Annotated in this window: 6 protein-coding genes; 2 read left to right on the forward strand and 4 right to left on the reverse strand. The window is 46.5% G+C overall.

Translation table 11 applies throughout. The annotated features are described in order from the left end of the window. Nucleotides 1-367: 367 nt before the first annotated feature. From H6F67_RS26995 to H6F67_RS27005, 3 genes are read right to left on the reverse strand one after another with little or no spacing between them, the layout of a single operon-like run. Nucleotides 368-601 carry a hypothetical protein gene (locus H6F67_RS26995; protein ID WP_190769748.1) on the reverse strand — a complete coding sequence of 78 codons (234 nt, stop codon included), beginning with the start codon at nucleotides 599-601 and terminating at the stop codon, nucleotides 368-370. Between the two features lie 38 nt (nucleotides 602-639). Further along, nucleotides 640-2,031 carry an ISKra4 family transposase gene (locus H6F67_RS27000; RefSeq protein ID WP_190769749.1) on the reverse strand — a complete coding sequence of 464 codons (1,392 nt, stop codon included), beginning with the start codon at nucleotides 2,029-2,031 and terminating at the stop codon, nucleotides 640-642. A 36-nt stretch (nucleotides 2,032-2,067) separates the two neighbouring features. After that, a complete protein-coding gene (locus tag H6F67_RS27005; RefSeq protein ID WP_190769750.1) occupies nucleotides 2,068-3,057 on the reverse strand; it encodes a Rieske 2Fe-2S domain-containing protein in 990 nt (329 codons plus the stop codon). Between the two features lie 186 nt (nucleotides 3,058-3,243). On the opposite strand from H6F67_RS27005, the gene H6F67_RS27010 reads away from it, so the two are divergent. Beyond that, on the forward strand, nucleotides 3,244-3,828 hold the full coding sequence (locus tag H6F67_RS27010; RefSeq protein ID WP_190769751.1) for a TetR/AcrR family transcriptional regulator: 585 nt from the start codon (nucleotides 3,244-3,246) through the stop codon (nucleotides 3,826-3,828). A gap of 329 nt (nucleotides 3,829-4,157) precedes the next feature. Here the strand turns inward: H6F67_RS27010 and H6F67_RS27015 are convergent, their stop codons facing one another. After that, nucleotides 4,158-6,224, reverse strand: a complete 2,067-nt coding sequence (locus tag H6F67_RS27015) for a glycogen/starch/alpha-glucan phosphorylase (protein WP_190769752.1) — start codon at nucleotides 6,222-6,224, stop codon at nucleotides 4,158-4,160. 841 nt (nucleotides 6,225-7,065) lie between these two features. On the opposite strand from H6F67_RS27015, the gene H6F67_RS27020 reads away from it, so the two are divergent. Then, the gene (locus tag H6F67_RS27020; RefSeq protein ID WP_190769753.1) at nucleotides 7,066-7,497 is read left to right on the forward strand and encodes a hypothetical protein; all 432 of its coding nucleotides are present in this window, start codon (nucleotides 7,066-7,068) and stop codon (nucleotides 7,495-7,497) included. Nucleotides 7,498-7,607: the final 110 nt, after the last annotated feature.

Consider the following 7,607-nt stretch of genomic DNA (forward strand, 5'->3'; position numbering starts at 1 on the left):
CGCGCTGGCGATTGGCTCAGGTGACCTGCTCACGCTGCGATGGCTGGTAGACAAGTTCAGTGTTCTTCCCGCCAAGGTGCTGTCGCGACAGGCTACCCCCTTGACATTTCACAGTTGTGCCTACCTCAACGGGCAGCTCTCATCCTGAGACTTACAAGACTGGGATGCACCCTACACCAATCGCTTTGGAGAAGCGCAAGTTGTGGTGGTTGTGCCTAGTTCAAGCGAACCGCCGAGGCTGGTAATCAATGGCGCGATCGATCGATAAATTCTGACTGCAAACCATTCAAACAAGCGAAAGGTAGAAGCAACACTTCCGCCTTTCGCTTGTTTGGTTTGGCGATCGCAAGTTCCTGAAAGTTTGAATTCAAGCGGCTAATGGCCCAATCTGACGAAGCACAACTTGGCTCACTGGAATGCGGTCTTGTTCTTGAATGTGATGCGCGACCTCTTCAGCAATTTCTCGATCGGTGAGCAATCGATCGCTGACAATTCGACAGTTTTCACCTTGAATTTCGTATTCGTTTGAGTAGCCTGCATAGGCGGTGTAGCTAATTAAATAGCGATGCGTATGGTTGAACCAGCGGCTTAACTCGGACATTGTGTTTTTCCTCCATGAAAGCTCTCAGGCGGGCGCATCTAGTGTTTGGGGGAGTACAACGAAAGCGATAGATTTTCATTCGAGAACAAGGAGTCAAATCGTTGATTCATCCAAGCAAGCCGGAGGTGAAGCAAATGATTGAATCCATCCTCGCTCCACCGCATCCCTGTTCCCTTAAAGCGCTGTTGGATCATCCATTTACAAGCACTCTCGACCATGCCACTGCCAATCGGAAAGCACTTCTGTTTGAAGAAGCGGTACTGAATGTGATCAAGGTGCAGCTTCAAGTAATCTCGCACTTGGCGCAAAATTGGTTTCGTTGCCTCGGTCGTATTTCTCGACTTGCTTAGCCAGTCTAACTCTTTGATGATCCCCTTACCGAACCCGTGGCGCAATCGATGACATAAGCTGGCAAACCACTGCTGAGAAGTTCGGGCAGGATTGCCATCTTGATAAGCGCTTGCTGCTTGCCACAGATGTTGTGCGGCATGATAGAAATCTAAAACGCCAACAGCCCCAATCGGTGCAAAGCACTCCCGGTACAATCGCCAGAAGCCGCGTGCGCCATCTGAGATCCAAACCACTTGAGCCGCCGTTTCTACTCCTTGTCGCAATGCTTCGAGCCAAAGACGCGGTTTAAGATCGTCAATACTACCCAATAGACTCACTAGACGGCGTTGATGGAGTCGTGTGATTGTTTTACCGCTCTTAGTTTGATGTCTGCCCAATCGGGTTAGTAGTGCAACTTTCACCTCTTGCCAAACAGTTTTTCCTTTCGGTGTTTTAGGTTGAGAGCGAAATGGTACAGTCACGCCATCGGCTGAAATCAGCAAAGGCATTGACAGAAGTGCATCATCGAGCAATTCTAGCAGCGGTGTTTGTCCGGTGTTTAAATCTTCTAATTGCGATTTTAGGTCTTTTACAGCTTGTTGTCCGAAGTGTTGTACCCATTCCCACAGGGTATTGTTGCTAACAGAAACTCCGGTCAATTGAAACAGAATTTGAGCGGCTAGAGTGTAGGGTAAAAACACAGCTAATAAGCATCCCAGTCGAACAAGTTCTACCGATGTTTGTTGATAAGCGTGAAGCCCAAGCGCCTGATCTAAAGGAATATTTTGGCTGCCTAAACAGCGCCGAGGGCAACGCCCAGCGCGGCGTTTCCATTTGACCCACCCCACGATGGTCAGCATTTGTCGATTAGTAAACCCCTTGCTCACAAGCTGGGTATTGCAGACGGAGCAATGCTGCCAAGTTGTCCGAGCTTGAGCACGTTCGGCTAATTGTTGTTCGATGAGTACCTTGGCAAACCGCAAGCCTATTAACCGAGCCGCTAGCACAATGGCGCTGAAGGAATCTGCTGTTTTGAGTTTGTCGCACAATTGCTGCCATTCCTCATCATCCGGTATGAATTGTTCAATGGGACATTGCATTGGGACTGTAAAAGCAGGTTAATACTCAACTGATATCTACCGAGATAAATTCGGTTCAACCACGGCTGGAAAGCTTTCAAAATTGCGTCTTACCCAATCCATTCCCACTTCATTATTCAATTTGATCCGCTGGGGTGTATCGGCATAGATCTTGCTCAAAATCTTGGCATCTTGATCCACGACCACATCAATTAACTTCAGCAAATTCCGCTTGAGCAAGTGTGCGATTGGAGAATGAGCTTTCATGTACATCAACACAAATACGCGAGATTGACGCTCGGCTTCTGGAAGGTAGAAGTGACATTCTTTCAGGCTCAACAGTTTGTCTTCCCCATGCAGCAACCCCATGAACGGGAAAAAGTTTTCGAGATGGGCCTCTAGCACCTTTGGCATTGCAAGTTGAGCAGGATTTTTGAGAATTTCACGAAATGATGGCTGTTTCCGCGGTTGTGACAAATAAGCATGAGAATGGAAACCTTCATCGATAAATCGTTTCACTTGCACTGCTTCAATCTCAAATAATTCTCGATGAGTGCCATTCTGGTGATTGTAGTCGTGCATATTCAGAAGTAGGCTGAGCAGGTCAGTCCCAATGCTACGTTCTCCGGTCACACCAATGAACTCATACTCGGCTGCAATCTCATTCATAATCGAGGGAATTGGAATCTTCGGGTCGTATCCGCCATAAGACCAAATAAAATCCCCTTGGATGATGAGTTCTAAGGGTTGTAGAAGAGATTTAGTTTGCTTGTTCGACCCTGGTAGAACGGTACACCCCGAAGCGTTAAATTCCAGAGCATGAAAGGGACAGGTGACTGCACTACTGCCATCAGGTTGAGCGACGCACCAGCCCTCTGATAGCATTGCGCCCATGTGTGGGCAGGCATTCGGCAAAGCGCTAATTTTGCCATGACCGTCTTGCCACATCACATAATCCTGACCCAGTAGAGAAATTTTTAGTAGTTGATTCGGCTTCAGCATCGAACGATGTGCCAAAAGCCACGGTGCGCCTTGCAGTTGTTTCATACTAGTTGTTTACTGACTAATTAATCAGTAAGTCTATCAAATCCTGATTTGGCAGTCAATCCCAGAACTGAAACTGTCTAGCCTAAGTCGCTCTTTGATACGATAGAAAGGCAAACGATAAATCGAGATGCCGTGGTTCGACCCAGTAAGCGAGCTGCGAAAGTTCGCCCAGTTCGAGATGCTGAGATGACACAGCAGCAAATTCTGGATGCCGCAGAGCAGGAATTCTCACGACATGGTTTAAGCGGAGCACGGATGAGTGCAATTGCCGAACGCGCCAAGGTGACGACTGCAACGCTTCATTATTACTTTGAGAAAAAAGAAAGCTTGTACAAGGCAGTCTTACAACGCCCAGTGGATGAGGTTCAAACTCTGCTTGGGCAATTGGACTTTGACAGGTTGCCTCCGGACGAAGCGCTCAAGCAAATTATTCGCATCGCCATTGCTAACGAAGCTCGAAATCCTCACCGACAAATGCTATGGTTTCAGGAATCAAGTCAAAATCAAGGAGCGTACTTCAGGGAGTGTAATGTTTTGAGTCTTCATGAACACTTGCTCAAAATTCTAGAGCGAGGAATTGCGGAAGGGCATTTTCGTCCGCTCAAACCGTTTTTAGCACTGACCCATATCTTAAGTGTGTGTTTGTTCTATTTCACGGTGCATGAGAACTGGAAACATCTAACGCCAGAGCTTGACCGTCTCAGCCCAGAAATGGTTGAGGAACACACGGAAGAAGCAATCACCTTTGTTTTGGCAGGTGTAAAGCGATGACGAAGTTCAAGTGCTGATGAGTTTGATTTCTAGCAGTTCACAGCGTTTGGTTGCTTGTACGATCTTTTATACTCCCCTGACTACTAGATACGCCCCTCTCAGGCTTTTTTGCTGCTGTTTAGACAAATTCTGACCATTATTCTACAGGTAGAGTGCAACCTTTGCTGTGAACGCTATTAGTAGAGCTTAGAGGCGTTGAACGTCATCAACTACGGTACAAATATACTGAAAAATTTAAGTGCATGTTGGGTGTTCACACTAAAAAAGCAGATTGGGCACAACCCGATCTGCTGTTGTTGACGCGATCAAAATTGTTTGTGTGCCTTTACTCAAGTGAGCAAGGAATCTTGATATTTGGAGATGGCGCGATCGGCGCAGAGCGGATGCATGTGAGCAGTTGTTGAGATGGCGTTGCGCGTCCAGGTTTTTTGATCTTGGTAGAGTTTGCTGACTCGTTCTTGACAGTCAATGTAGGATCGGTAGTCAGCAAGAATCAGATTGGGATCGTCGGACAGCAGCCAGTCGATTAGTGAACTGAAGACGCTGCTGTCTTTGTAGGAAAAGTAGCCGGAGGCAATCAGGTCGATCGCCTGCCGCAGTTCTGGATCTGAACTGTAATAGTGCCGGGGATCGTGACTTTTCAAACTCAGTTGTTCGGCATCGCTTGCTGTGAGGCCAAATAGAAAAACGCTTTTTGCACCAATCGTCTGCTGCAACTGAAGATTATTAGGAGTTTGGGTTGCGATCGTGCTAGCGCCATTGAGAGAAAATCTCAAAGCGTTGAGACTGAAATCTGCTTGAGTTGCAAGCGGAATCTGTTCGGAAAGATCTGCGACAGCGTAGAGCAATGGCCGGAGATAATTTTGTTTTTCATTGAGGACAATCACCTGCAACCGTCCCTGCACATCTGCATCATCGTTGATGATGGTTGCGATCGATTGGATGAGTCGGTTGATGAACTGGGCGATCGGGCGATCGGACACAACCTGTTCTGAAAAGATACAGGTGCGTGGAACTGAGCGATGAGTGAATCGCTGAATCGTGTCGGTGTTGGAATTAATTTTTAGACGAGCATACAGCGTAATGATGTGCAACAAGTTTAGTAGCTGCCGCTGATTTTCGTGAATGGGTGCGGCCTGCACGTCAAATAGCGAATTGAGATTGATGACAAAGCCAGTTTGCTGATAGATTTCGCTGGCAAAAGCCTGTTTATTGTCCCGTTTAACCTGCCACCAATTACTACAAAACTGATTATCACTCGATAGCGCTTCGAGTCGATCGAATGCTTGGGGCGACGTGATCCAAGTTTCGCCAATTCTTTGAGTCAACAAGTTTGCGAGACGAGTATTCGATCGCAACAAATAGCGACGTGAACTGATGCCATTTACGGCTGTTTTGAATTTGATGCAATCGTGCTGTTCAAAATCTACGAGTGCGTGCTGAAGTAGGCGAGTTTGGACGGTCGAAATGCTGTTGACTGTATGGCTGCTTACGCAGATCAGATGAGCTGTTCGCAGCGATCGCGCTTCTGTTTCAGAAATTAACGACATGCGCCGAATTCGATCGATATCATTTTGGTGTTTTGCCTCAACTTCCGCTAAGAAACGGCGGTTAATTTCGTAGATTAACTCTAGATGTCTGGGGAGAAGGCGGCCAAGCGTTGCGATCGACCAGTGATTGTTCAGCGTTAATTCCAGATGATGAACTGTGCAGGAAAAAATTGTTTGCGTCGTCCGCCAGGCCTGCTGCCATTCCAGAGCGTACTCATCAAGAAGCAACCGCATCAACTCAACAATTGCAAGAGCCGAAGTTGCATCATTTAGGTGAAGAATAAATCGCTCGTGGAGCGTTTCGATCGCTGCACCAAACGCTAGATGTAGGCGAATGATATCCTGTACAGAACTAGAGGCAAGAATGAAATGCTGTTTGAGGGAGTTTTCTTCGTTCGATTCAAGTGTTTTAACTCGTTCAACAGGCAGGTTTACTTTCCACTGTCGAAGAATGCTGATGCCATTTGAGCGATAGCCTGGAATGAAAACGTCATAAGGAACGACCTCAATTTGTTCACTAGGCAACCAGCGAGTGCGATAGCCTTGCTCTCCTCCGCGCAACTGCGTATTGCCACCAAAACCAACTTTAACGATCGCTTCAGAATGCTCAATTTGCCAAGCATCAGAAATTTCAGAGGAAGGAGTACAAATTCCATAGCCGATCGCTGGAACTTCCGATGCGGCGAGTGCTTCGAGATAATCAGTGATTAGGCTGCTTAGACCAGTCTCATCTTGAATTTGCGACTCTTCTCGCCGAAATAGCGCTTCTAAATCGAGTCCTAATTCGTGACTGGTGCGATCGAGAACGTCAAGATTCATCAAGCTAATTTCTAGCAGTGGAGGCATGACGATATTGGCTGTTAGTTCGGCAACAGTTCGAGCTTTTGACTGACCGAGAAGCGTTTCTGGATGCTGGAATTTTAGAAAGCAAGAGCGGAACATTGATATGAGAGCAATTGCGTAGATCTGAGCGGAGCCGCTTTCTGGCAAATCTTTTTGAAGCAGTGAAAGACTGTGGAAAAACTGTTGTTTGAAGGCTTTAATGCTAAAAGCTGGTCGCTGATCTGTGGTTGAGTCTGTTGCAGCGATCGCGCCTAACGAAACAGCAGCGTCTTTCGCCAGTTCTTGGCTCACGGATTCAGTCTTGTCTGGTGCAAATGAACTGTCTTGCATGGGTAGTTTTCTACTCTCGGTAGGTGAAATTTCAAGGGATTGAATGAGAGAATTTTGAATTGCTGAAAGCTCGATTTCGCGTTCTAAGGGCATTTCATTTTTAGCGATCGCTTTCTGCTTTGAAGAAGATCGGCTTAGCGAAGGTGAGCTGGGCGAAGAAGTTTTTTGTTTGGCTAATAGCAGCGCCATCCCCAGGAGCAACAGCAATAGCAACCATAAGAAATCAAGAAAGTTCATGTCACATTTCTGGATGAAAAATTCGCTTACAAGTCGCGTAAGTCTTAGCTAGATATTCTACAGGTGAATTGAGTAGAAGAAGGCGATTCAATATACTTTCTTTTCATTTAAAGTATTTTACTTAATCGCTATAGATTGATAGGTCTTTTGTCGTTTAGCGTGCCTACAGCGTAGTAAACGGCTTTACTAATATAGAAAATTTTGCTACTCTTTCAATGAGCAGATTCTTAAACTCTTTCGCTGATTAGTCTGAGTTTTTACTATTTTGTGGAGAGAAATGATGTCAAGCTACACGTCTCAGGAGTTGAGTACGATCGCCCAAGCCCCAACGCTCGTTGGTATGGCAGTTGCAATTGCTGATTTGGGAATTGTTTCAACTGCAATTGAGGCAACTGCTATGTCAAAAGAAATTGCGGGTGCTGCTAAGAAGTACCCTAACAATTCAATCATTCAATCTGTGTTTGCTGAAGAGGTGTTGCGAAGCGGGGCAATCAAGCTGGAGCGACCGCACATTGAACCAGAAGACGCAAAATCAGGTGCAGTGGTTGATCGAGCAATCTTAGCTGTGAATGCAGCGATCGCGGCGGTGGGTGACAAGGCAACTGCGGAAGAAATTCACGAATTCAAAGTGTTTGTTTATTCCTGTGCAGAAGCCGTTGCCAATGCAGCAGGAAGCGGATTGTTTGGATCGGGTAGTTCTAAAGTGTGAGGTGGAACCCTAAAACTGGACAGGTGAATAAGCTACACGCTTCCAACCCATGCTAGGAGTGGTTTATGAGCCAAAACAAACGCAAGCAGCATAGCGCCCAGTTCAAATCC

This window comes from Microcoleus sp. FACHB-1515, from assembly GCF_014696105.1.
In the GTDB taxonomy this organism is placed as follows: Bacteria; Cyanobacteriota; Cyanobacteriia; order Elainellales; family Elainellaceae; genus JAAUTJ01.